Origin of the sequence: Vibrio sp. 1457, from assembly GCF_033340195.1 — a bacterium.
In the GTDB taxonomy this organism is placed as follows: Bacteria; Pseudomonadota; Gammaproteobacteria; order Enterobacterales; family Vibrionaceae; genus Vibrio; species Vibrio alginolyticus.
The window spans coordinates 38,893-59,283 of record NZ_JAWOWA010000019.1 but is presented as its reverse complement, the minus strand read 5'-3'; the positions used below and the strand labels follow the sequence as shown (position 1 = coordinate 59,283).

Below are 20,391 nucleotides of genomic sequence, written 5' to 3'. Positions count from 1 at the left end.
GGTGATTTGCTTGCTATTGCAGCATGTAAACATATACTAGTCTGCTGCGAAAAACTCGTCGCAATTTTATCGTCGCCTAGACGTGATTTGACCAATAGATAAGACAAGTAACATGCAAGTATCAGATTTCCATTTCGACCTTCCAGATGAACTCATCGCTCGCTACCCTCAACCAGAGCGTACCGCTAGCCGACTGCTGCAAATGGACGGCAATACCGGAGAGCTCATTGATGGCACATTTACTGATGTATTGGGCCAAGTTCAACCCGGTGACCTAGTGGTGTTTAATAATACTCGTGTTATTCCTGCTCGTCTTTTTGGCCGCAAGGAATCGGGCGGTAAATTAGAAGTGCTGGTGGAGCGTATGTTGGATGAGAAAAGCATCCTCGCGCACGTTCGTTGCTCTAAATCACCAAAACCAGGTACAACCATTATTGTTGGCGAGAATGATGAATATTCAGCAGAAATGGTTGCACGCCATGATGCTTTATTTGAACTGAAATTTAGTTCTGATAAGACGGTACTAGAAATTCTGGAAGAAATCGGCCATATGCCGCTTCCTCCTTACATCGACCGTCCAGACGAAGATGCAGATAAAGAGCGTTACCAAACGGTATATAATCAAAAGCCAGGTGCGGTTGCGGCACCGACGGCGGGCCTTCACTTTGATGATGTTCTCTTGGAGAAAATCAAAGCGAAAGGTGCAGAGTTTGCTTACGTTACTTTGCACGTTGGGGCGGGTACATTCCAGCCGGTAAAAGTGGAAAATATCAACGATCACCACATGCATGCCGAGTACGTAGAAGTACCACAAGAAGTCGTCGAAGCAATTAAAGCGACGAAAGCGCGTGGCGGACGAATTATTGCTGTTGGTACCACATCTGTGCGTTCACTTGAAAGTGCAGCGCAAGACGCATTGCAAAAAGGGACTGAGCTGGCCCCATTCTTTGGCGATACTGAAATCTTTATTTTCCCTGGTTACGAATATCAGCTAGTGGATTGCTTGATCACAAACTTCCACTTGCCTGAATCAACACTGATCATGTTGGTGAGTGCATTTGCTGGATACGAGAACACCATGAATGCTTACAAACATGCGGTGGAAAACAAATACCGTTTCTTCTCGTATGGCGATTCAATGTTCATCAAGAAGAAAACGGCGTAGTTAAAAATAGATTTACGAGTGCTAGCAGTAAGCTAGGAAATAAAGCATCCATTGCTTTGTCTCTCGCAAGGAAAAGCGACCGCTCCTTAAAGTAGGGTAGAGCCCTAAACACTCAGTCAGACTGTTTCTCTGACACCCGGAGGCATCGTGAAATTAAAATTCGATCTTAAGAAGAAAAACGGCAATGCACGTCGTGGTCAACTGACTTTCGAACGCGGCACTGTTCAAACTCCTGCGTTCATGCCAGTAGGTACTTACGGTACCGTTAAAGGTATGACACCAGAAGAAGTAAAAGGCACTGGTGCAGAAATTCTGCTAGGTAATACGTTCCACCTGTGGCTACGTCCTGGTCAAGAAGTGATGAAAATGCACGGTGACCTGCACGATTTTATGAACTGGCACGGTCCTATTCTTACTGATTCAGGCGGCTTTCAAGTATTCAGCCTTGGTAAGATGCGTACGATCACTGAAGAAGGTGTTCACTTTCGTAACCCAGTAAACGGTGACAAGATTTTCATGGACGCAGAAAAGTCGATGGAAATTCAAAAAGACCTGGGCTCTGACATCGTTATGATTTTTGACGAGTGTACGCCTTACCCAGCGACACACGATGAAGCGAAGAAATCGATGGAAATGTCATTACGCTGGGCACAGCGTTCACGTGACCACTTCGAGAAGCTAGAAAACCCGAACAACCTATTTGGTATTGTCCAAGGTGGTGTTTACGAAGATTTACGTGATGTGTCGGTAAAAGGTCTAACGGAAATCGGTTTTGACGGTTACGCGGTTGGTGGTTTGGCAGTAGGTGAGCCTAAAGAAGACATGCACCGTATTCTTGAGCATACTTGTCCTCAACTTCCTGAAGACAAACCTCGCTACTTGATGGGCGTAGGTAAGCCAGAAGACTTGGTTGAAGGTGTTCGTCGTGGTATCGACATGTTTGACTGTGTAATGCCAACGCGTAACGCACGTAATGGTCACTTATTTGTGACTGGTGGTGTGATCAAGATCCGTAATGCGAAACATAAAACGGATACAACACCATTGGATCCGCATTGTGACTGTTACACTTGTCAAAACTACAGCAAGTCGTACCTTCACCATTTAGAGCGTTGTAATGAAATCTTAGGCGCTCGCTTGAATACAATCCATAACCTGCGTTACTACCAACGTCTGATGGAAAGCATTCGTAAAGCAATTGATGAAGATCGCTTCGATGAATTTGTTACTGAGTTCTATGAGCGTCGTGGCCGTGAAGTGCCACCACTAGCAAAAGAGCAGTAATTGAAAAACTAAAAGAATTAAAGCCTTTGGCATGTCGCCAGAGGCTTTTGCTAATAAAGTAGGCTAACGCACGTTATTTTTGAGAGAGCGATCTCTATTAGTTACTCTCAGACTTGAATCTAAAATGCGAAAGCCCAATTTGTTTGATTATCAATAAAATATAATGAGGATGTTTTAATGTTTATTTCTCAGGCTCACGCAGCAGCAGAAGGCGCGCCAGCAGGCGGTGGTTTTGAAATGCTAATCATGCTTGGCATGTTCGCAGTGATCTTTTACTTCATGATTTATCGCCCACAAGCGAAACGCGTAAAAGAACACAAAAACCTAATGGCTTCTATGGGCAAAGGCGACGAAGTTTTAACTAGCGGTGGCCTAGTGGGTAAAATCACTAAGATTGCTGAAGACAATGACTACATTTCAATTGAGCTTAACGCGAACAATGAAGTAGTAATCAAGAAAGACTTCATCACTGCAGTGCTACCAAAAGGTACGCTTAAGTCTCTATAAAACAGCTAAAGGATCCTCGCTGTGCTAAACCGTTATCCATTATGGAAGTACTTGATGGTGCTTTTTGCCATCATCACCGCTGCGTTATACGCACTTCCAAATATCTACGGTGAAGATCCGGCTATTCAAGTTACAGGGGCGCGTGGCGCCTCTGTAGATATGTCAACGCTGGATGCTGTCACTACTGCTCTTAACAAAGAGCAACTTTCTCATAAATCCATTGCTCTCGAAGATGGATCAATTCTTGTTCGTTTTAACGACACTGACACACAAATCAGTGCTCGTGATGTCATCAGCGAAGCGCTAGGCAAAGACACAATTGTTGCACTTAACCTTGCACCTTCTACACCCGATTGGCTAGAAGCGATTGGCGCGTCACCATTGAAGCTAGGTCTTGACCTTCGCGGTGGTGTTCACTTCTTAATGGAAGTGGATATGGATGCAGCGATGGAAAAGCTTGTTGGTCAACAAGAAGAAGCTTTCCGTAGCGAACTTCGTGACGCCAAGATTCGTTACCGTGCAATCCGCCCTTCTGGAAAAGAAGCGGTAGAAGTGTTGTTGCGTAACGAAGAGCAATTAGCAGAAGCGAAAGCAACGCTAGAAAAGAATCACCCGGACATGATTTTTGTCGATTCTGATTCAAATGGCCGTTACGCTCTTACTGCCACCTTTACTGAGCAACGTTTACAAGAGATCCGTAACTATGCTGTTGAGCAAAACATTACGATTTTACGTAATCGTGTCAACGAACTAGGTGTTGCGGAACCATTGGTTCAACGTCAAGGTGCTAGTCGCATTGTGGTTGAACTGCCTGGTGTTCAAGACACTGCTCGTGCAAAAGAAATTCTCGGAGCTACGGCAACGCTTGAATTCCGTGAAGTTGATGATAAAGCTGACCTATCGGCAGCGGCAAATGGTCGTGCGCCAGCAGGTAGTGAAATCAAGATGGACCGTGATGGTCGCCCAGTAGTGCTTAAGAAGCGCGTTATTCTTGGCGGTCAAAGCATCACAGATGCAAGCTCAAGTGTTGATGAATATGGTCGTCCACAAGTTAACATCTCGCTAGACAGCGAAGGTGGTAATAAGATGTCTGCGTTCTCTAAGAAGAACATTGGTAAGCTAATGGCTACCGTGTTTGCAGAATACAAAGACAGTGGCCGTCGTACGCCTGAAGGCAAAGTTATTCTGGATAAGCATGAAGAAGTCATCAACCAAGCAACGATTCAATCGGCTCTTGGTCGTAACTTCCGTATCACAGGTATCGACTCTGCTGCAGAAGCACACAACCTAGCACTTCTACTACGTGCTGGTGCACTGATTGCACCTATCTCTATCGTTGAAGAACGTACCATTGGTCCATCAATGGGCCAGCAAAACATCGATATGGGTATCCAAGCATGTATCTGGGGTATGGTTGCCGTAATGCTATTTACGCTGCTTTACTACCGCGGCTTTGGTTTGATTGCAAACATCGCTCTAATGGCAAACTTGGTGCTTATCATTGGTGTTATGTCGATGATTCCAGGCGCTACCATGACGCTTCCAGGGATAGCCGGTATCGTGTTAACAGTCGGTATGGCGGTTGATGCGAACGTACTGATCTTCGAGCGTATCCGTGAAGAAATTCGTGATGGACGCAGTCCACAACAAGCAATTCACCAAGGTTACGCGAATGCATTCAGCACGATTGCTGATGCGAACATCACAACACTAATTACTGCAATCATTCTATTTGCGGTCGGTACAGGTGCGGTGAAAGGTTTCGCAGTTACTCTATCTATCGGTATCTTAACTTCAATGTTCACCGCCATTATTGGTACACGTTGTATCGTGAACCTGATCTACGGTGGCAAACGCGTTGATAAATTGTCGATCTAAGGCTGGGAATTAATATGTTTCAAATTCTAAAAGCAGAGAAGACGATCGGCTTTATGCGTTGGTCGAAAGTAGCATTCGTTTTTTCAATTATAATGATTGCTGCTTCTATCTTCACTTTGTCAACCAAGTGGCTTAATTGGGGTCTAGATTTCACTGGCGGTACGCTTATCGAGGTAGGTTTTGAACAGCCAGCAAACCTTGAAGAGATTCGTGCAGCACTAGATTCCAAAGGCTTTGGTGATGCGACAGTACAAAACTTCGGTAGTGCTCGTGAAGTCATGGTCCGTCTTCGTCCACGTGATGACGTTTCTGGTGAAACGCTAGGTAACCAAATCATTGGTGCTATCAAAGATGGTACTGGCGAAAGCGTAGAAATGCGTCGTATTGAGTTCGTAGGTCCCAACGTTGGTGATGAGCTAACAGAAGCTGGTGGTCTAGCGATCTTGGTATCGCTGATCTGTATCCTGCTTTATGTATCGATGCGATTTGAATGGCGTCTAGCGGCTGGTGCGGTAATGGCATTGGCTCACGATATAATTATCACGCTAGGTGTCTTCTCGTTTCTACAAATTGAAGTTGACCTGACCATCGTAGCTGCGCTACTGACGGTTGTGGGCTACTCACTCAACGATACCATCGTTGTATTTGACCGGATTCGTGAAAACTTCCGTAAGATGCGTAAGGGTGAACCTTCGGATATCATGGACGCTTCAATCACTCAAACATTGAGCCGTACATTGATTACGTCGGGTACAACCTTGTTCGTAGTAATTGCACTGTTCATGCAGGGTGGTGCTATGATTCACGGCTTCGCAACTGCACTTTTACTCGGTATCACTGTTGGTACTTACTCTTCTATCTACGTAGCATCAGCACTAGCGCTGAAACTGGGCATCCAGAAAGAGCACTTGATGCCACCTCAAGTAGAAAAAGAAGGTGCAGAGTTCGACGAAATGCCATAAGGCAGATTGAGAACCGAAAACAAAAACCGCTGAGCAATCAGCGGTTTTTTTATGCCTGATAGATTTGAAATTTTCATTTTTTTTTGAGGTACTTCCAGCTTGAATTGTAGTTTTTTGATTGAGTTGAATATCGGAAGTATGTTCAACAATTTCGGGAGGAAATAATGTCAAGGCAAGCTGAAATAAAAGTACAGTTACTGAAGTTTGTAGAGATTTCTTACAAGCACAATAAAGGTGTTACCACCAAGCTAGTTACTGGAGGGAAAAGGTTCAAGTTAGCAGTTGATGAGTCAGGTAAAGTAACTTTATCTGGTGAGCTTGGATTTACTAAGTTTGAAGTTTCAAAAGAAATGGTTGAAGAGCTGGGCATAAAATTAAAAGCCGTTTCTGTTACTTTTAAAACTACTCGTGATGGTGTTTTGACATACAGTGGGAGTGTTTCTCTTTTTGGTGTTGTTTCCTTTGGAGTTACTGGGCAGGTAAATGTCCGTGAGCTTTTAGAGCAGTGCGAGTGGGGGCTTTGTAAGTACAGATTTAAGCCGAGTAAAATTGATCAAGCGCTCCGTGAAGCTGGGGTTTAGTTGGTTATGCTAAATAGAATTCTACCTATTCCGGTTTTACTAAGTGTTTCAACGCCCTGCATCGCAAGTCCACTCCACGATACTTACCTTGATATACGTAATAATTTATACAAGATGCAGTATATAGAGGTGGTAGAAGCTATGGCAGGACCAAATCTATCGATTGAAGAGCTGAACAGTATTAAGTCTCACCCAATAAAATTTGGTCATCAATTTCCATTTTTATCATCTATCCCATCAAGTTTGGTTACAGAGCTGTCTTACTTTGAAGAGTACAGTGAGGATGGAGGAGTTGGATGTCTTTCTGTAAACGGCTTTGGTGATGTATACCAGCCAGTCACGGTTTCGCTGCAGTTTTTAATGAAGGAACAAATATGGAAGGTTAAGCACGTAAAAATAGACCACTTATCTGACTACGACCGTTTCTACAAACAGGCTGATTGTTCGAAATAAAAAAGCCCCGCTCAATGAGCGGGGCTTTCTAAAGTCATCAGCGTGACGGGCTATATATGACTTTCAAATCTTACTTAAGGATCGCGCTGTTACCGTTTTCGCGGATGTGCTTAAGGATAGATTTTACGCCACGAGCGCTTGAAGCAACGATGTTACCAGACTTCATGTAGTCAGTGCCGCCAGCAAAGTCTGTTAGGATTGCGCCAGCTTCACGAGCAATAAGCTCACCTGCTGCCATATCCCAAGGTTTTAGGCCTAGCTCGAAGTAACCATCAACACGACCAGCAGCCACGTAACAAAGGTCAAGAGCAGCAGAGCCGCTACGACGGAAATCAGCACATTCAGTGAATAGCGCACCAACGATCTTGATGTAAGACTCAGCGTGTTGTTTCTGCTTGAATGGGAAGCCTGTTGCTAGAACAGTACCTTGAAGGTCTTTTAGTTGAGCAACACGAATACGTGCACTGTTTAGTTGAGCGCCGGCACCGCGTTGTGCAGTGAATAGCTCGTTTTGCATTGGATCGTAAACACAAGCAACTTCAGTTTTGCCCTTAATACGAACAGCGATAGAAACCGCGAAAGTTGGGTAACCTTTTACAAAGTTAGTGGTGCCATCCAGTGGGTCGATGATCCATTGTACGTCTTTATCTTTACCTTCGATAAGACCTTGTTCTTCAGCAACGATACAGTGCTCAGGGTAAGACTGCTTGATAGTATCGATGATGATGTATTCTGCTTCTTTGTCTACGTTAGTGACAAAGTCATTAGTGCCTTTAAGAGTAGATTCTACTTTATCAGTGTTTTCTAATGATTTAGCAATATGATTGCCTGCCTTTCGCGCAGCGCGAATAGCAATGTTTAGCATTGGATGCATACGAATTTCCCAACGGATGTTAAAGAACAAATGAAAGCGGCGGCGAGTATACCAGAGATAATCAAAAAGGGAAGTGGTTATTTTTTACTCTAATTGCGGCCGACTGAGTGTACAGATCATACTGCGGACGAGAACAATAACCAAGAATGAGAAGAGAGGTCTGCTTGCCTCTAGGGTGTCTTAAAAAACTATGATAACATTCTGCGGTTTTAATTTAGGTAGCAAACACAGATGTTGGATCAAGTAAAAATTGTACTCGTAGGTACCTCTCATTCAGGCAATATTGGCTCAGCAGCTCGAGCAATGAAAGTGATGGGTTTAAACCAACTAGTATTAGTCGATCCACAATGTGAAGTGGATGAACAAACTCTTGCTTTAGCTGCGGGTGCTGGTGATATTGCTCAAAATGCAAAGATTGTCGGCACATTAGAAGAAGCGGTTGAAGATTGTGGCCTTGTTGTGGGTTCTAGCGCCCGCTCTCGTACATTAGAATGGCCAATGCTCGAGCCACGTGAATGCGGTGAGAAATTTGCAGTTGAAGGCCGAAAGCATCCGGTTGCGCTCGTGTTTGGCCGAGAAAGAACTGGTTTGACAAACGAAGAGCTACAAAAGTGCCACTACCATGTTTGTATTCCCGCTAATCCTGAGTACAGCTCGCTTAACCTAGCGATGGCTGTACAAACTCTCAGTTACGAAGTGCGAGTTGCACACTTGAACTTAGAGCAAAGCCAGTTTTCCCCAAATGAATCGGAAGAATACCCGCGTCATCGAGAACTCGAAATGTTCTTCGAGCATCTTGAAAAGGTGATGGTTGAGACCCAGTTTATTAACAAAGAGCAACCTGGACAGGTGATGAATAAGTTGCGCCGTTTGTTCTCTCGTGCTCGACCAGAAACCCAAGAACTTAATATTCTACGAGGCGTTTTGACTTCGATAGAAAAGAAGTTCTGAGTGAATAATAACCACTTTAGATGTGAGGATGAATACCTGAGTAAAATGGTCAAATAAATACTTGACCAAATTACTCAGGTATGGAAAAATCTTAACCATTACAAACCATGTGGATACGGTGTGGTATGAAACTTACATCTAAAGGAAGATATGCGGTGACAGCCATGCTGGATGTGGCACTGCATTCGCAACAAAACCCTGTACCTCTGGCTGATATTTCAGAGCGTCAAGGGATCTCGCTCTCTTACTTAGAGCAGCTATTTTCAAAATTGCGTAAAGCAGGTCTCGTTGCCAGCGTTCGTGGTCCTGGTGGTGGTTACCGACTTGGTGCCGACGCTCACAGTATCGCTATTGGTACCGTGATTGCTGCCGTTGATGAGTCAGTAGATGCAACCAAATGCCAAGGTAAAGGAGATTGCCAAGGTGGAACACGTTGCCTTACTCACACGCTGTGGCGTGACCTAAGCTCTCGCATTAGTGACTTTTTGAATAACATCACTCTTGGTGAGTTGATGACAGACAATGAAGTACTCGAAATTTCTGATCGTCAGGACATTGATCTGGCGGTAACCCATGGGCTATCAAACAAAAATACAACCGCCGCGCCCATCGGTGTAAACGTCCGCTCTTAGCGGTCAGCTTTTTACATTGGAGTAGAGAATGAAACTGCCGATTTATCTTGATTATTCCGCTACATGTCCAGTTGATCCACGTGTTGCTGAAAAAATGGTTCAGTACATGACAATGGATGGCACATTTGGCAACCCAGCGTCACGTTCGCACCGTTACGGCTGGCAGGCAGAAGAAGCGGTCGATACTGCTCGTGAGCAAATTGCTGACCTTCTAAATGCAGATCCTCGCGAAATCGTATTTACATCTGGTGCGACAGAATCAGACAACCTTGCGATTAAAGGTGCAGCGCACTTTTACTCGAAGAAAGGCAAGCACGTAATCACTTGTAAAACAGAGCACAAAGCCGTTCTTGACCCATGTCGTCAACTTGAGCGTGAAGGCTTTGAAGTGACTTACCTTGAGCCAGAATCAAATGGCTTGATCGATCTAGAGAAGCTTAGAGCAGCCATGCGTGATGACACCGTGCTTGTGTCTATTATGCATGTAAACAACGAGATTGGTGTGGTTCAAGACATTACAGCGATCGGCGAACTGTGCCGTGAGCGTAAAATTGTTTTCCACGTGGACGCTGCGCAATCTGCAGGTAAATTACCAATCGACGTTCAAGAGATGAAAGTTGATCTAATTTCACTTTCTGCTCACAAAGTTTACGGTCCTAAAGGTATCGGTGCACTTTACGTACGTCGTAAGCCTCGTATTCGTCTTGAAGCGCAAATGCACGGTGGCGGTCATGAGCGTGGTTTCCGCTCTGGTACACTACCTACTCACCAAATCGTAGGCATGGGTGAAGCATTCCGCATTGCAAAAGAAGACATGCAAAAAGATTACGATCATGCTTTAGCGCTTCGTAACCGTCTTTTTGATGGCGTGAAAGACTTAGAAGCAGTGACGGTAAACGGTGACTTTGAGCAGCGTGTACCACACAACCTAAACATCAGTTTCGCATTCGTAGAAGGTGAATCACTACTAATGTCGCTTAAAGATCTAGCGGTATCTTCTGGTAGTGCTTGTACGTCTGCAAGCCTTGAGCCTTCTTACGTTCTTCGTGCCCTAGGCATGGATGACGAATTGGCTCACAGCTCGGTTCGTTTCTCGTTTGGTCGTTTCACGACTGAAGAAGAAATTGATTACGCAATTGAACAAATCCGCGTTGCAGTGACTAAGCTACGCGACATGTCTCCTCTATGGGATATGTACAAAGAAGGGATTGATTTGAGCACTGTTGAATGGGCTCACCATTAATCTCAGGGATTGAAATAGAGGATTCGAGGTAATTTATCATGGCATACAGCGAAAAAGTAATTGATCACTACGAGAACCCACGTAACGTTGGTTCATTCGATAAAGAAGATCCATCAGTAGGTAGCGGCATGGTTGGCGCTCCTGCGTGTGGTGACGTAATGAAGCTTCAAATCAAAGTGACACCTGAAGGTATCATCGAAGATGCGAAGTTCAAAACATACGGTTGTGGTAGTGCAATCGCATCAAGCTCACTAGTAACTGAGTGGGTAAAAGGTAAGTCAGTTGATGAAGCGGCAGCAATTAAAAACTCTGAGATTGCTGAAGAGCTAGAGCTTCCACCAGTGAAAGTTCACTGTTCTATTCTTGCTGAAGATGCAATCAAAGCAGCGGTTGCTGACTACAAGAAAAAACACCAAGAATAATTATTCCGTAATATAATGGGAGCTTTGACGCTCCCATTCCAATCGAAATTTAGACAGACTAAGGTGCAGTATGGCCATCACAATGACAGAATCAGCGGCAAGTCGCGTAAGAGCATTCCTAGATAACCGAGGCAAAGGTATCGGTTTACGTCTTGGAGTGAAGACGACTGGCTGTTCCGGCATGGCATACGTACTTGAGTTTGTTGATGAGCTCAATGAAGAAGACGAAGTATTTGAACTCTCTGGAGTGAAAATTATCATCGATCAAAAGAGCTTAGTGTACCTAGATGGTACTGAATTGGATTACGTGAAAGAAGGGTTGAATGAAGGTTTTGAATTCAACAACCCTAACGCGAAAAGTGAATGTGGTTGTGGTGAAAGCTTCAACGTCTAATTGATTGTCCTTCTGGGCAAACGAGTCCGGAAGGCTTTACTAGGACCCGAACTTAATGAATCACTTTGAATTATTTGGGCTACCAAGTCAGTTTAAGCTGGATGGTAGCCTTCTTTCTTCTCAGTTCCGAGAACTACAAAAACGCTTCCACCCGGATAACTTTGCAGCGGGCTCAGAACGTGACCGTTTGATGGCGGTGCAAAAGGCGGCGCAAATCAACGATGCCTATCAAGTTCTGAAAAATCCTATTTCTCGCGCCGAGTATATCCTCGCAGAGCAAGGTGTTGAGATCCGAGGTGAACAGCAAACAATGCAAGATCCGATGTTCTTAATGGAGCAAATGGAACTGCGCGAAGAACTGGAAGAGATTGCTGACAAGTCCGATCCTGAATCGGCGCTTTTTGACTTCGACTCTAAGGTCAGCAAAATGTACAAACAGCATCTGGCAAGCGTCGAGCAAGAGCTTGATGATGGTCTATGGGCTGAAGCCGCAGACCGAGTTCGTAAGCTAAAATTCATTGCCAAACTAAAGAACGAAATTGAGCTAGTCGAAGACAAACTCCTCGGCTAGTAAGCGTGACAAGGACCTATCATGGCACTACTTCAAATCGCAGAACCGGGCCAAAGCTCGGCACCTCATGAGCATAAGTTAGCAGCGGGTATCGACTTAGGTACTACCAACTCTTTGGTTGCTTCTGTACGTAGCGGCGATGCAACTCCACTTGCGGACGAGCAGGGCCGTACTATTTTACCTTCAGTCGTTAATTACGCTGAGGAAACGTTAACGGTCGGCCACGAAGCCAAAGCCAAAGCAGAGTTTGAACCAGAGAACACGATTATCTCTGTAAAACGTTTGATCGGTCGTTCATTAAAGGACATTCAGTCCCGTTACTCTTCACTTCCTTATCGTTTTAAAGAGAGTGAAAACGGCCTGCCAATTCTGCAAACACCTCAAGGTGACAAAAACCCGATTGAAGTATCTGCGGACATCCTAAAAGTATTGGGTAAGCGAGCTGAAGATACGTTAGGTGGTGAGTTAGCTGGTGTAGTTATTACCGTTCCTGCTTACTTTGATGACGCGCAACGTGCAGGTACAAAAGATGCGGCGAAATTAGCTGGTCTTCATGTTCTCCGTCTACTTAACGAACCAACCGCTGCGGCAATTGCTTATGGCCTAGACTCTGGTCAAGAAGGTGTGATTGCGGTTTACGATCTAGGTGGCGGTACTTTTGATATCTCTATCCTACGTTTATCGAAAGGCGTATTTGAAGTATTAGCAACAGGTGGCGATTCTGCATTAGGCGGTGACGACTTCGACCATCTATTTGCCGATTATTTAATGGAGCAAGCGGGTCTAGAAGCGCCGCTTTCTGCAGAAAAGAACCGTACACTGTTGAACATTGCTACTGAAGCTAAGATTGCTTTCTCTGAGCAAGACAGTGTTGACGTTGACGTTTTTGGTTGGAAAGGCACCGTGACTCGCGAGCAGTTCGAAGATCTGATTCGTCCGCTAGTGAAGAAAACCCTGATGTCTTGCCGCCGTGCGCTGAAAGATGCGGATGTAGATGCGGAAGATGTACTTGAAGTAGTCATGGTCGGTGGCTCAACACGCACATTGCTTGTACGAGAAATGGTTGGCGAATTCTTTGGCCGTACACCACTGACAAGCATTAACCCAGATGAAGTCGTCGCAATCGGTGCGGGTATTCAAGCTGATATTCTCGCGGGTAACAAACCTGACTCTGAAATGTTGCTTCTTGATGTGATTCCACTGTCGCTCGGTATTGAAACCATGGGTGGTTTGGTCGAGAAGATCATCCCCCGCAACACTACGATTCCCGTTGCGCGTGCGCAAGAATTTACCACATTCAAAGATGGCCAAACGGCGATGAGTGTTCATGTGGTACAAGGTGAACGTGAAATGGTTGATGACTGTCGTTCACTTGCTCGCTTCTCGTTAAAAGGTATTCCTCCGATGGCAGCGGGTGCGGCACATATTCGCGTGACTTACCAAGTTGACGCTGATGGCCTTCTTTCTGTTACGGCAATGGAGAAGAGCACTGGTGTTCAATCAGAGATTCAAGTAAAACCTTCTTACGGCTTAAGTGACAATGAAGTGGCGGATATGTTGCGTGATTCAATGACGCACGCAAAAGAAGACATGCAAGCTCGTGCCTTAGCTGAACAGCGTGTTGAAGCCGACCGAGTGATAGAAGGTTTGATTGCAGCGATGCAAGCTGATGGTGATGACTTACTATCAGAACAAGAGAAACAAAACTTGATTAAAGCCATCGAAGCCTTGATTGAGCTGCGTAATGGTGATGATGCAGATGCGATAGAGCAGGGCATTAAAGATACCGATAAAGCGAGCCAAGATTTCGCATCACGCCGTATGGATAAATCGATTCGAGCTGCGTTGTCAGGTCAATCAGTAGACGATATATAAGAGATAAGTAGTTATGCCTAAGATTATTGTATTACCACACGACGATTTGTGCCCAGAAGGTGCAGTGTTGGAAGCAAACTCTGGTGACACCGTTCTAGACGTAGCGCTAAAAAACGGTATCGGTATTGAACATGCGTGTGAGAAGTCATGTGCGTGTACTACCTGCCACGTAATCATCCGTGAAGGTTTTGATTCACTAGAAGAAAGTGAAGAACTAGAAGACGACATGCTAGATAAAGCGTGGGGTCTAGAGCCTGAGTCACGCCTAGGGTGTCAGGCGAGAATTGCTGATGAAGACTTGGTAGTAGAAATTCCTAAATACACACTCAACCACGCTTCAGAAGATCACTAAAACTATCTTCCCAATATAGGGAAGAAGCAAAAGGAAGATGAGCAATGAAATGGACAGATTCTCGCGATATCGCGATTGAACTTTGTGACAAGTTTCCAGATGTCGATCCAAAAACAGTGCGTTTTACCGATCTTCATCAATGGATCATGGAGTTAGATGAGTTTAACGATGAGCCAAACCGTTCTAATGAAAAGATTCTAGAAGCCGTTATCATGTGCTGGATGGACGAAGCAGACTAAGTCTGTAAAACACAGCCTAGTTAACAATTCTTACTAAAAAAAGCGGACCTTTAGGTCCGTTTTTTTATCCAATTGACATTTTTGCCCTACATAATGCTAACATCCGTGAGTTATTAAAAAGAAGCAGCGTAGGCAACGCTGCTATAAGACAAGGAGAAACCATGTCTACACAGATGTCTGTATTTTTAAGTCAAGAGTCGGCAGCACCACATTGGGGTGAAAAAGCACTGCTTTCATTCGCTGAAAACGGCGCAACTATTCACTTAGGTGAAGGTCATGATCTCGGCGCAATTCAACGTGCAGCTCGTCAGCTAGATGGCCAAGGAATTCGTTCTATTTTTCTTTCTGGTGATAACTGGGATCTAGAGAGCGTATGGGCTTTCCACCAAGGGTTCCGTAACCCTAAAAAACATGGCTCAGTTGAGTGGGCAGCATTGTCTGATGAAGAGCAAGCAGAGCTTCAAGCTCGTATTACTTCGACTGATTTTACCCGCGATATTATCAACAAAACGGCAGAAGAAGTTGCTCCTCGTCAGCTAGCGACAATGGCTGCTGAATTCATCAAATCTGTTGCGCCGAAAGGCACGGTGACAGCTCGTATCGTCAAAGACAAAGACTTGTTGGCAGAAGGTTGGGAAGGTATTTACGCAGTAGGCCGTGGTTCTGAGCGTACTTCTGCGATGCTTCAGTTAGACTACAACCCAACTGGTGACGAAAACGCACCTGTATTCGCATGTCTTGTGGGTAAAGGCATCACCTTTGATTCCGGTGGTTACAGCTTGAAGCCTTCTACCTTCATGAGTGCAATGAAAGCAGATATGGGTGGCTCGGGTACTATAACTGGTGGCCTAGGATTAGCTATCTTGCGCGGTTTAAACAAGCGCGTAAAGCTGATCTTGTGTTGTGCTGAGAACATGGTTTCTGGCCGTGCCCTTAAGCTTGGCGACATCATCACTTACAAAAACGGCAAAACCGTTGAGATTATGAATACCGACGCGGAAGGTCGCTTGGTGCTTGCAGACGGTCTTATCTACGCCAGTGAGCAAAAGCCTGAGTTAATCATTGACTGCGCGACGCTAACAGGCGCAGCGAAGAATGCGTTAGGTAACGATTACCATGCGCTAATGAGCTTTGATGATGAGCTATCGCATCAAGCGCTTACGGCGGCAAACCAGGAAAAAGAAGGCTTGTGGCCGCTACCACTTGCTGATTTCCATCGAGAAATGCTGCCATCTAATTTTGCCGATTTATCGAATATCAGCTCTGGTGATTATTCTCCGGGTGCAAGTACTGCAGCTGCATTCTTGTCTTACTTCGTTGAGGACTACAAAAAAGGCTGGTTACATTTCGACTGTGCGGGTACGTATCGTAAAGCCGCTTCTGATAAATGGGCTGCGGGAGCAACGGGTATGGGTGTTCGTACACTTGCTCGTTTCCTCAATGAGCAAGCTGGAAAATAAGATTGATTGCAGCACTCTCTTGTTTGAGTGCTGCTCTTACCCAGTAAGTCACTTTAAAAGCACAACTATTATTACAAGTACAGAAAGGAAATTTTATGGCTCTAGAAAGAACATTTTCAATCATTAAGCCTGATGCTGTAGAGCGAAACCTAATTGGTGAAATCTACAATCGTATTGAAAAGGCTGGCCTACGTATCATCGCTGCCAAAATGGTTCACCTGACAGAAGATCAGGCAAGCGGCTTTTATGCAGAGCATGAAGGTAAAGAGTTTTTCCCTCCTCTAAAAGAGTTCATGACATCTGGTCCTATTATGGTTCAGGTATTGGAAGGCGAAAATGCGATTGCACGTTACCGCGAGCTAATGGGTAAAACCAACCCAGAGGACGCGGCATGTGGCACTTTGCGTGCTGATTACGCACTCAGCATGCGTCACAATTCAGTTCATGGTTCAGATAGCCCTGAGTCTGCCGCTCGTGAAATTGAGTTTTTCTTCCCTGAATCAGAAGTTTTCTCTCGCTAACTCGTTCATGCATCACTTTTGCGTGATGATCTAGTTCGTAATAACCTCGGAATTGTCCGAGGTTTTTTATTCCGCGTTCTCCATTTCACCTGCGAGTTCATTCGTAATTATTCGCGAAGATGTTGGCTAATCTGAGCATCTTACAGGGGTGAAAGCTTAGTTACGTGTGTTTGTTCTCACTGTTTTCTCTGTACCACTTCTACGCTTTTGTTGTCGGTTGTCTAATCATTATTCTCACCGTAAAGTCTGATTAAAATTTAATCGTTTTTATTTTAATGCCTTAGCAAACTCAGGGTCTTACACCCCTTGTTGTAGCTGCATAAAGGCTGTACAATTCGCGCCCTTATTCTTGTTTCAGTCATTGAGAGGCAACATGACCACTGAAAAAATCAATCTACTCGACTTTGATCGCAAAGGCATGCGTCAGTTTTTCGCGGAAGAACTTGGCGAGAAAGCGTTTCGTGCCGATCAGGTTATGAAGTGGATCTACCATTTCGGTGTAGATGACTTCGAAAAAATGACAAACATCAACAAGAAGCTGCGCGAAAAGCTTTTACACAAGTGTGAAATTAAAGCACCAACTGTAGCAGAAGCTCAGCATTCTTCAGACGGCACGATCAAGTGGGCAATGAAGGTTGGTGATCAGGATGTAGAAACGGTTTACATTCCAGAAGATGATCGCGCAACGCTTTGTGTATCTTCTCAAGTAGGTTGTGCATTGGAATGTAAGTTCTGCTCAACAGCACAGCAGGGCTTTAACCGTAACTTGAAAGTTTCAGAGATCATCGGTCAGGTGTGGCGTGCTGCACGTGAAATTGGTCTTGAGAAAGAAACAGGCCGTCGCCCAATTACGAACGTCGTGATGATGGGCATGGGTGAGCCGCTTCTTAATATGAAGAACTTGATTCCTGCATTGGAGTTAATGCTGGATGACCTTGGCTTTGGTTTGTCGAAGCGTCGCGTAACCGTATCAACATCAGGTGTCGTTTCTGGTCTTGATCAGATGACGGGCAAAATCGACGTTGCGTTAGCGATCTCTCTTCATGCGCCAAACGATAAGCTGCGTAGTGAAATCATGCCAATTAACGATCGTTGGGATATTCAAGATTTCCTAGCATCCGTTCGTCGTTACATTGCTTCATCGAATGCAAACCGTGGCAAGGTAACAGTCGAGTACGTGTTGCTTGATCATGTGAACGATGACATGGACCATGCTCGTGAACTGGCTGAATTGATGAAAGACACACCATGTAAGATTAACTTGATTCCGTTTAACCCGTACCCAGGTTCACCTTACAAGAAACCAAGTAACTCACGTATTGATCGCTTCCAAAAAACATTGATGCAATACGAGCACACAGTTACGGTTCGTAAAACACGTGGTGATGACATTGATGCCGCATGTGGTCAGTTGGTCGGTGATGTAATTGACCGAACTAAACGTACGGCAATGCTGAAAGCGTCACGCGGTGCCGATACCATTGAAGTGAAAGCTGTATAAACGACCGGAATTCAAAAATAGCCAGAGCCATTCGCTCTGGCTATTTTGTTTATTGTTTAGGACATTTTCGCCAAGATTTGGGACTATCACTCTTCAACCTAAGGTTATTTGGGTATAATTTCGAATTCCTTTGTCAAAGTTTGGACAAAAGCTTGAGCTATCTGTTAGTTTGAGTGTAAAGAGTTTTTGTCTTCGTTGCGCATTCGCTTATCATGATATGTAACACTAACGATGACACCGATAATTCTCAGCACTTTCTCACATACGTTTTGCTGATTTTTGCAAAACGGGTATTCGCACTCAGATCGCTGAGAGTTTCTTAAAATTATTATTTTTGGTTAACGCGTTTAGGCTAGCTATCTTTAAAGAGGCTTAAGAACAATAACGAAAATACATGACCACGTTAGCCACTAAAACAGATTAAATACCGCCATTATGACAGAACACGAAAATACGAATGAAGTGCCACTCTCTATTGAAGCTGGCACATTACTGAAAAACAAACGTGAATCCTTGGGAATGAGCCAAAAGCAAGTTGCCGACCGCCTGAGGCTTCGCATTTCTGTGATTGAAGATATTGAAAATAACCGATTTGAATCTCAACAAGTCGCGACATTTACGCGTGGTTACTTACGCTCTTACGCTAAATTCGTAGGTCTTGATGAGAAGGTGGTTTTGACGGCGTTAGAGCAGACTGCCGATGCTCAGCCTCAAGAGCAAGAAATTGAAATGCAAAGCTTCTCTCGTAAAACAAAAGACGAGAAGCACAATAGCCGTATTATGCTCCTTACTTGGGTTATCGGGCTAGTCATTATTGGCATTTCAGCTGCATGGTGGTGGCAAAACCAACAAGAGAATAGCCTAACTAAGGAAGTAACGGATTCAAGTGTTGAAGCGCCGCAGCCCACTGCTCAAGAATTAGCTGATATCGATTTGATGACGGCTGAAGAGTTAATCGCAAGCACTCCTGAAGAAGTTGCTTCAACTAATGAAGGTGTTGCTGAATTGACTGAAGCACCCGTTGAGCAAGGGGCGGATCCTTTGCTGACTGAAACTGAAAATACAACAAGCGTAGATTCTGAAGAACCTGTTGCCGTGATTGAAGCGGCGGAAGAGGAACAGCCTGCGCCAGTAGTACCTGAAGGCATGACACTTCTTACTATGAAGTTTAAAGCGGACTGTTGGATTCAAGTAAAAGACACCAATGGTAAAACGCTGGTAAGTGGTACTCATAAGCCAGGACAAGATGTAGAACTTACCGGAAAAGCGCCATTTAAAGTGATATTAGGCGCACCGGAAGGGGTTACAATGACATTTGCAAGTGAACCTGTCGACCTTTCTGGGTATACTTCAGGCAAAGTAGCTAGATTCACTCTACCGTTATAAAAAATTATGCAACACGAATCTCCAATTATTCGTCGTAAATCGACGCGTATTTATGTGGGTGATGTGCCAATTGGTGATGGTGCGCCAATTGCAGTACAGTCAATGACTAACACTCGCACGACTGACGTAGAAGCGACAGTCGCTCAAATCCGAGCACTAGAAAAAGTCGGCGCAGATATCGTTCGAGTTTCTGTACCTACGATGGACGCAGCAGAAGCTTTCAAACTGATTAAACAGCAAGTTTCTGTACCATTAGTGGCTGATATTCATTTCGACTATCGTATCGCGCTGAAAGTTGCGGAGTACGGAGTTGACTGTTTACGTATCAACCCAGGTAACATCGGCAATGAAGAGCGCATTCGCGCTGTTGTTGATTGCGCTCGCGATAAAAATATCCCGATCCGTATTGGTGTCAATGGTGGATCTTTGGAAAAAGATCTACAGATGAAATACGGTGAGCCTACGCCAGAAGCCTTGGTTGAATCGGCGATGCGTCACGTAGATCATCTCGATCGTCTTAACTTTGACCAATTTAAAGTTAGCGTGAAAGCTTCAGACGTTTTTCTTGCGGTGGATTCATATCGTCTGCTGGCGAAGAAAATCGATCAGCCTCTTCATTTAGGTATCACAGAGGCGGGTGGTGCTCGAGCTGGCGCTGTTAAGTCATCTGTTGGCTTAGGTATGCTGTTATCTGAAGGGATAGGAGATACGCTGCGTATCTCTTTGGCTGCCGATCCAGTTGAAGAAATCAAAGTCGGTTTCGACATCCTTAAATCTCTGCGCATTCGCTCTCGAGGCATCAACTTTATTGCGTGCCCAAGCTGCTCACGCCAAGAATTCGATGTGATTGGTACGGTGAATGCACTGGAGCAACGTTTAGAAGACATCATCACGCCAATGGATGTGTCTATCATCGGTTGTGTGGTAAACGGCCCTGGTGAAGCAGAAGTTTCTCACTTAGGTCTAGCAGGTAGTAACAAGAAGAGCGCATTCTACGAAGATGGTAAACGCCAGAAAGAGCGCTTTGATAACGATGACCTTGTGAATAAGCTAGAAGCTAAGATCCGTGCGAAAGCAGCTATGATGAATGGCGAAAACCGCATCGAAGTTAAAGTACAAGATTAATCTCAACGAGAATTA

At 44.7% G+C, this 20,391-nt stretch carries 22 protein-coding genes; 21 read left to right on the top strand and 1 reads right to left on the bottom strand.

The window, feature by feature from the left end; translation table 11 throughout:
* Nucleotides 1-112: 112 nt before the first annotated feature.
* The 7 genes from queA to R7Z41_RS17865 all read left to right on the top strand — a co-directional run bounded on the left by queA (nucleotide 113) and on the right by R7Z41_RS17865 (nucleotide 6,830).
* On the top strand, nucleotides 113-1,165 hold the full coding sequence (queA, locus tag R7Z41_RS17895) for a tRNA preQ1(34) S-adenosylmethionine ribosyltransferase-isomerase QueA (RefSeq protein ID WP_005381728.1): 1,053 nt from the start codon (nucleotides 113-115) through the stop codon (nucleotides 1,163-1,165).
* Between the two features lie 147 nt (nucleotides 1,166-1,312).
* Nucleotides 1,313-2,449, top strand: a complete 1,137-nt coding sequence (tgt, locus tag R7Z41_RS17890; RefSeq protein WP_005381727.1) for a tRNA guanosine(34) transglycosylase Tgt — start codon at nucleotides 1,313-1,315, stop codon at nucleotides 2,447-2,449.
* Between the two features lie 177 nt (nucleotides 2,450-2,626).
* Nucleotides 2,627-2,956, top strand: a complete 330-nt coding sequence (gene yajC, locus R7Z41_RS17885) for a preprotein translocase subunit YajC (protein WP_005381725.1) — start codon at nucleotides 2,627-2,629, stop codon at nucleotides 2,954-2,956.
* A gap of 21 nt (nucleotides 2,957-2,977) precedes the next feature.
* Entirely contained in the window at nucleotides 2,978-4,834 is a 1,857-nt protein-coding gene (gene secD, locus R7Z41_RS17880; RefSeq protein WP_005381724.1) for a protein translocase subunit SecD, read from the top strand.
* A 14-nt stretch (nucleotides 4,835-4,848) separates the two neighbouring features.
* Nucleotides 4,849-5,796 (top strand): protein translocase subunit SecF, encoded by a 948-nt coding sequence (secF, locus tag R7Z41_RS17875; RefSeq protein ID WP_005383689.1) that lies wholly within the window; start codon nucleotides 4,849-4,851, stop codon nucleotides 5,794-5,796.
* A 164-nt stretch (nucleotides 5,797-5,960) separates the two neighbouring features.
* A complete protein-coding gene (locus tag R7Z41_RS17870) occupies nucleotides 5,961-6,377 on the top strand; it encodes a hypothetical protein (protein ID WP_017633921.1) in 417 nt (138 codons plus the stop codon).
* A gap of 141 nt (nucleotides 6,378-6,518) precedes the next feature.
* A complete protein-coding gene (locus R7Z41_RS17865; protein WP_017633920.1) occupies nucleotides 6,519-6,830 on the top strand; it encodes a hypothetical protein in 312 nt (103 codons plus the stop codon).
* 70 nt (nucleotides 6,831-6,900) lie between these two features.
* On the opposite strand, the gene suhB is transcribed toward R7Z41_RS17865, so the two are convergent.
* Nucleotides 6,901-7,704, bottom strand: coding sequence for an inositol-1-monophosphatase (suhB, locus tag R7Z41_RS17860; RefSeq protein WP_005381722.1), 804 nt, complete (start codon nucleotides 7,702-7,704; stop codon nucleotides 6,901-6,903).
* A 231-nt stretch (nucleotides 7,705-7,935) separates the two neighbouring features.
* On the opposite strand from suhB, the gene trmJ reads away from it, so the two are divergent.
* The 14 genes from trmJ (at nucleotide 7,936) to ispG (ending at nucleotide 20,376) form a co-directional block, all read left to right on the top strand.
* The gene (trmJ, locus tag R7Z41_RS17855; protein WP_005383693.1) at nucleotides 7,936-8,655 is read left to right on the top strand and encodes a tRNA (cytosine(32)/uridine(32)-2'-O)-methyltransferase TrmJ; all 720 of its coding nucleotides are present in this window, start codon (nucleotides 7,936-7,938) and stop codon (nucleotides 8,653-8,655) included.
* 125 nt (nucleotides 8,656-8,780) lie between these two features.
* The gene (gene iscR / locus R7Z41_RS17850; RefSeq protein WP_005381720.1) at nucleotides 8,781-9,287 is read left to right on the top strand and encodes a Fe-S cluster assembly transcriptional regulator IscR; all 507 of its coding nucleotides are present in this window, start codon (nucleotides 8,781-8,783) and stop codon (nucleotides 9,285-9,287) included.
* Between the two features lie 28 nt (nucleotides 9,288-9,315).
* On the top strand, nucleotides 9,316-10,530 hold the full coding sequence (locus R7Z41_RS17845) for an IscS subfamily cysteine desulfurase (protein ID WP_005381719.1): 1,215 nt from the start codon (nucleotides 9,316-9,318) through the stop codon (nucleotides 10,528-10,530).
* 38 nt (nucleotides 10,531-10,568) lie between these two features.
* Nucleotides 10,569-10,952, top strand: a complete 384-nt coding sequence (gene iscU / locus R7Z41_RS17840; protein ID WP_005381718.1) for a Fe-S cluster assembly scaffold IscU — start codon at nucleotides 10,569-10,571, stop codon at nucleotides 10,950-10,952.
* 70 nt (nucleotides 10,953-11,022) lie between these two features.
* Entirely contained in the window at nucleotides 11,023-11,346 is a 324-nt protein-coding gene (iscA, locus tag R7Z41_RS17835) for an iron-sulfur cluster assembly protein IscA (protein WP_005381717.1), read from the top strand.
* Between the two features lie 55 nt (nucleotides 11,347-11,401).
* Nucleotides 11,402-11,917 carry a co-chaperone HscB gene (hscB, locus tag R7Z41_RS17830; RefSeq protein ID WP_206970867.1) on the top strand — a complete coding sequence of 172 codons (516 nt, stop codon included), beginning with the start codon at nucleotides 11,402-11,404 and terminating at the stop codon, nucleotides 11,915-11,917.
* Nucleotides 11,918-11,938: 21 nt separating this feature from the next.
* Entirely contained in the window at nucleotides 11,939-13,792 is a 1,854-nt protein-coding gene (gene hscA, locus R7Z41_RS17825) for a Fe-S protein assembly chaperone HscA (RefSeq protein WP_053302969.1), read from the top strand.
* A 13-nt stretch (nucleotides 13,793-13,805) separates the two neighbouring features.
* The gene (fdx, locus tag R7Z41_RS17820; protein ID WP_005381713.1) at nucleotides 13,806-14,144 is read left to right on the top strand and encodes an ISC system 2Fe-2S type ferredoxin; all 339 of its coding nucleotides are present in this window, start codon (nucleotides 13,806-13,808) and stop codon (nucleotides 14,142-14,144) included.
* A gap of 44 nt (nucleotides 14,145-14,188) precedes the next feature.
* The gene (gene iscX / locus R7Z41_RS17815; protein WP_206970866.1) at nucleotides 14,189-14,383 is read left to right on the top strand and encodes a Fe-S cluster assembly protein IscX; all 195 of its coding nucleotides are present in this window, start codon (nucleotides 14,189-14,191) and stop codon (nucleotides 14,381-14,383) included.
* 161 nt (nucleotides 14,384-14,544) lie between these two features.
* Nucleotides 14,545-15,843 (top strand): aminopeptidase PepB, encoded by a 1,299-nt coding sequence (gene pepB / locus R7Z41_RS17810; protein WP_017633915.1) that lies wholly within the window; start codon nucleotides 14,545-14,547, stop codon nucleotides 15,841-15,843.
* Between the two features lie 95 nt (nucleotides 15,844-15,938).
* Nucleotides 15,939-16,364: a nucleoside-diphosphate kinase gene (ndk, locus tag R7Z41_RS17805; protein WP_005381702.1), complete on the top strand. Its 426-nt coding sequence runs from the start codon at nucleotides 15,939-15,941 to the stop codon at nucleotides 16,362-16,364.
* Between the two features lie 373 nt (nucleotides 16,365-16,737).
* The gene (locus R7Z41_RS17800; RefSeq protein ID WP_017633913.1) at nucleotides 16,738-17,865 is read left to right on the top strand and encodes a bifunctional tRNA (adenosine(37)-C2)-methyltransferase TrmG/ribosomal RNA large subunit methyltransferase RlmN; all 1,128 of its coding nucleotides are present in this window, start codon (nucleotides 16,738-16,740) and stop codon (nucleotides 17,863-17,865) included.
* A gap of 435 nt (nucleotides 17,866-18,300) precedes the next feature.
* A complete protein-coding gene (gene rodZ, locus R7Z41_RS17795) occupies nucleotides 18,301-19,251 on the top strand; it encodes a cytoskeleton protein RodZ (RefSeq protein WP_005383707.1) in 951 nt (316 codons plus the stop codon).
* Between the two features lie 6 nt (nucleotides 19,252-19,257).
* Nucleotides 19,258-20,376: a flavodoxin-dependent (E)-4-hydroxy-3-methylbut-2-enyl-diphosphate synthase gene (gene ispG / locus R7Z41_RS17790; protein ID WP_005381699.1), complete on the top strand. Its 1,119-nt coding sequence runs from the start codon at nucleotides 19,258-19,260 to the stop codon at nucleotides 20,374-20,376.
* Nucleotides 20,377-20,391 lie beyond the last annotated feature (15 nt).

Excerpts from the sequence above, each read along its gene's own strand:
- R7Z41_RS17845 (WP_005381719.1), top strand. The coding sequence starts at position 9,316 with ATGAAACTGCCGATTTATCTTGATTATTCCGCTACATGTCCAGTTGAT.
- iscX (WP_206970866.1), top strand. The coding sequence starts at position 14,189 with ATGAAATGGACAGATTCTCGCGATATCGCGATTGAACTTTGTGACAAG.
- hscA (WP_053302969.1), top strand. The coding sequence starts at position 11,939 with ATGGCACTACTTCAAATCGCAGAACCGGGCCAAAGCTCGGCACCTCAT.
- suhB (WP_005381722.1), bottom strand. The coding sequence starts at position 7,704 with ATGCATCCAATGCTAAACATTGCTATTCGCGCTGCGCGAAAGGCAGGC.
- ispG (WP_005381699.1), top strand. The coding sequence starts at position 19,258 with ATGCAACACGAATCTCCAATTATTCGTCGTAAATCGACGCGTATTTAT.
- queA (WP_005381728.1), top strand. The coding sequence starts at position 113 with ATGCAAGTATCAGATTTCCATTTCGACCTTCCAGATGAACTCATCGCT.
- R7Z41_RS17870 (WP_017633921.1), top strand. The coding sequence starts at position 5,961 with ATGTCAAGGCAAGCTGAAATAAAAGTACAGTTACTGAAGTTTGTAGAG.
- ndk (WP_005381702.1), top strand. The coding sequence starts at position 15,939 with ATGGCTCTAGAAAGAACATTTTCAATCATTAAGCCTGATGCTGTAGAG.
- pepB (WP_017633915.1), top strand. The coding sequence starts at position 14,545 with ATGTCTACACAGATGTCTGTATTTTTAAGTCAAGAGTCGGCAGCACCA.
- iscR (WP_005381720.1), top strand. The coding sequence starts at position 8,781 with ATGAAACTTACATCTAAAGGAAGATATGCGGTGACAGCCATGCTGGAT.
- secF (WP_005383689.1), top strand. The coding sequence starts at position 4,849 with ATGTTTCAAATTCTAAAAGCAGAGAAGACGATCGGCTTTATGCGTTGG.
- R7Z41_RS17800 (WP_017633913.1), top strand. The coding sequence starts at position 16,738 with ATGACCACTGAAAAAATCAATCTACTCGACTTTGATCGCAAAGGCATG.
- hscB (WP_206970867.1), top strand. The coding sequence starts at position 11,402 with ATGAATCACTTTGAATTATTTGGGCTACCAAGTCAGTTTAAGCTGGAT.
- yajC (WP_005381725.1), top strand. The coding sequence starts at position 2,627 with ATGTTTATTTCTCAGGCTCACGCAGCAGCAGAAGGCGCGCCAGCAGGC.
- iscA (WP_005381717.1), top strand. The coding sequence starts at position 11,023 with ATGGCCATCACAATGACAGAATCAGCGGCAAGTCGCGTAAGAGCATTC.
- fdx (WP_005381713.1), top strand. The coding sequence starts at position 13,806 with ATGCCTAAGATTATTGTATTACCACACGACGATTTGTGCCCAGAAGGT.
- trmJ (WP_005383693.1), top strand. The coding sequence starts at position 7,936 with ATGTTGGATCAAGTAAAAATTGTACTCGTAGGTACCTCTCATTCAGGC.
- rodZ (WP_005383707.1), top strand. The coding sequence starts at position 18,301 with ATGACAGAACACGAAAATACGAATGAAGTGCCACTCTCTATTGAAGCT.
- iscU (WP_005381718.1), top strand. The coding sequence starts at position 10,569 with ATGGCATACAGCGAAAAAGTAATTGATCACTACGAGAACCCACGTAAC.
- R7Z41_RS17865 (WP_017633920.1), top strand. The coding sequence starts at position 6,519 with ATGGCAGGACCAAATCTATCGATTGAAGAGCTGAACAGTATTAAGTCT.